This window comes from Microcystis sp. M53603_WE2 (genome assembly GCF_030065435.1).
The window spans coordinates 1-3,220 of record NZ_JASJFF010001106.1; the positions used below are offsets into that span (position 1 = coordinate 1).

The window sequence follows — 3,220 nt, forward strand, 5'->3', positions numbered from 1 at the left end:
AATAGCGACTCTTGTTCGGGTGTGGGGTAAAATCGAAACGAATAGGCTTTTTCCATACCTCACATTTTAGCATATATTTCGTAAACGATGCTCATATTTAACAGTAAAGCCGTCGTAGAACGACGGGGTTTCAGACCCAAAATTTTCGATGACTGGAATCAACGACATACCCGCGATCGGAACGTGAACGGCCAAGGTATAGGCCATCCCCTTTTTCAGGTTGTCAAAGATACGTCTTCCCAGTTTGACCGATTCGACGATGGACGAAAAATCATCTTTCAACAGGACCAGATCGGCAGACTCTCGCGCTACATCGGTACCCCGTTCACCCATGGCAATGCCGATATGAGCAGACTTGAGGGCCGGGGCATCGTTGACACCATCACCGGTCATGGCCACAATTTCCCCGGAGCGTTTCAGTGCATTGACAATCAATAGTTTTTGTTCGGGGACGACACGGGCAAAGATGTTGGTGCTGTGAATGCGATCGCGCAGTTCCGACTCACCCATTTGCTCCAGTTCCCTACCGGTGATCACCTTGTCTAAAGGCCTGAGTCCAATCTGACGGGCAATGTTCTGGGCTGTTACCGGATAATCACCCGTAATCATGACAACGCGAATTCCCGCACCATAGCATTCAGCGATCGCAGGTGCCACAGTAGGACGCACGGGGTCTTCCAGGCCGATGAGTCCCACAAATTCAAACTCAAAGTCGTGTTGTTGCACAGGTAAGCGATCGTCAGATTCCAAGTAGGCTGGAGGCCCGGATGACTCAAGAGCGTGGGTTTTGGGTAATGTTCCTATTTTGCGTCCTTGGGCGACTCCCAGAACTCGCAAACCTTCTCTGGCCATGGACTGGATCTGTTCGGCAAGCTCCTGTTGTTGAATCGGGCTGAAATGGCAGAGATCAGCGATCGCTTCTGGGGCCCCTTTTGCCGCAACGGTAAGCTCCCCCGTCAGGGATTCCCAGACACAGGACATGGCCAAGAGATCGGTGGACAGGGGATATTCGCGCAGTAGTTGCCAATCGCTATGCAGGTGTTCAGTCTTGGCTAGGTAATTCCAACCAATTTGCTGCAAAGCTTTTTCCATCGGGTCAAAGGGATCTTTGCGACTCGCTAGAATACCAAACTCGATCAGGGGATGAAGGACTTCTGGCAAGGGTTCGCGCTCGTGGAGCGTCACATCGTACAGATAAGCACCGGGGCCGCTGTAAACCCACAACTGTTTGACGGCCATTTGGTTCAACGTCAGGGTTCCAGTCTTATCGACACAAAGAACGGTGACAGAACCCAGGGTTTCAACCACTGGAATGCGACGAGTTAGTACCTGTTTTTGCGAGAATCGCCACGCTCCCAGAGCCAGAAAGATGGCCAGCACCACCGGAATTTCATTGGGCAAAATTGCCATCGCCAGGGCTAATCCTGCCAAAAAGCCATGCAACCAATCGGCCCGGGTTAATCCATAAATCACGACCACCGCCGCACAAATGGCCAGCGCGATCATCGTCAATTTACCGACAATGCGACGGGTTTCTTTTTGTAAGACCGTGTCTTCCGGTTCAACCGTTTGCAGAGCTTTGCCAATTTTTCCCATTTCAGTATGTATGCCCGTTGCTTGCACCTGGGCAATGCCCTGCCCTTGCACCGCAAGAGTGCCAGAATAGACAGTGGGTAAGTCGTCTCCACCCGGTCTCAAGGTTGCTGAAAGTTTCTCTGGGTCTTCTTCCAGCTGGATGGTGCGTTTCCTGACCGGAACAGACTCCCCGGTTAACAGCGATTCATCAATCGTCAAGTGAGTCGACCACAGCAAAATCGCATCCGCAGGAACGCGATCGCCCTCCTCCACCACGATCAAATCGCCCTGTACCACTTCTCGCCCCGCAATCCGCTGCCGCTCCCCATCTCGAATCACCAAGGCCCGAGGACTGGATAAGTCCCGCAGTGCTTCTAGAGAACGTTCCGTTTTTTGCTCCTGGTAAAGATTGATGCCAATAATAAAAAAGACAAACCCCAACAAAATCAGAGCTTCTTGAGCATCACCCAAAAAGAGGTAGATGACACCACAGGCAATCAGGAGCAAGAAAATCGGCTCTTGGATAATGTCTAGGGCGATCCTTAAAAAAGTACGATGCTGGGTTGAGGGCAGTTCGTTGTAGCCATGCTGTTTCAAGCGATCGCCAGCTTCTTGGCTAGACAACCCGTTAAACTGCCTATTTTGTATATGTGCAACCATAACAATTACCTAGGTTTTTCACACAGGCTATTCTCGCACATAGAGAGTAGTTGACATACCCCACGCCGTAAACGGACGTGGATTCTTCTAGCATCACTGCTGTGAATTTCTGGCTCAACGAGTCCACTTGAATTAGATTCCTAGCGAAATCCCAGCCAGAGGTGGTTCTCTCCTCAGACTTTCGCTCCCTTACAGAAGCCTGTTCTCGTGTGTCCCACGATACAGTTCCAAACCTCTAAAATAATTGGTTTCTTTGGTACTTGACGCTGAGAGCTTTTACCTATAGGAGCATTCCCCTATAGAACCCCATAACTCTAGTTTTCAAGGTGCGTTCATCCTTCGATGACTGGGTTTTTTAAGCGGTTGCTTACCCGGCCCCCTATTCTTAATATCATAAGTAGGTGGGTGGAATTAAATATAAGATGAACGTAGGTTGGGTTGAAGCATGAAACCCAACGCCCGATTATGTTACGCTACCGCTAACCCATCCTACAAATAATTGTGCCTCCCTACTTACATCATATCAAGTCGCCCTTTTAGGGCGAGGCTTTAAACCCAATTTTTCGGTAATTGGATCAGGCTTACTTCTGTCTGAGATTAGATCAAATCTTGGAGAAGGTTGTCAGGAAAGCAACGGCGATCGCACTTGCCAAAAGAATAATTAATGTCCAAACCTGATTTTTTTGGGTTCCTTCCACTGATTTTAGGCGATTATCGATGCCCTCAACCTTTTCGGTTAACTTTGCCTGTCCCACCTCTAGCTTATTTAACCTTTCGTCGATTTTGTCAAATTTTTGATTAACATCTTTTTGGAGATTGTCAATTTTCCCCTCAATCCTCGTCAAAACAGCTTCTAGGGAATAGGTAACGGTTTCGTTAGACATGGTAAGCTAAAACGCACTTAAACCACCTAAAATAGAAATAGTAACTTGAGAAAAATCCTACTTATGCCAGCCAAAGATTTCCTAGACTTAGAAGAAAAGAA

At 48.4% G+C, this 3,220-nt stretch carries 2 protein-coding genes and 1 pseudogene; all 3 read right to left on the reverse strand.

Going from position 1 to position 3,220, the window contains the following annotated elements; translation table 11 throughout:
* A partial coding sequence (locus PX481_RS29900) for a helix-turn-helix domain-containing protein (RefSeq protein WP_072024880.1) occupies positions 1-56 on the reverse strand: 56 nt, incomplete at its 3' end.
* A gap of 91 nt (positions 57-147) precedes the next feature.
* Positions 148-2,235, reverse strand: a pseudogene (locus PX481_RS23365) (cation-translocating P-type ATPase); the annotation flags it as partial.
* A 602-nt stretch (positions 2,236-2,837) separates the two neighbouring features.
* Positions 2,838-3,119, reverse strand: a complete 282-nt coding sequence (locus tag PX481_RS23370; protein ID WP_002759379.1) for a DUF4164 family protein — start codon at positions 3,117-3,119, stop codon at positions 2,838-2,840.
* Positions 3,120-3,220: the final 101 nt, after the last annotated feature.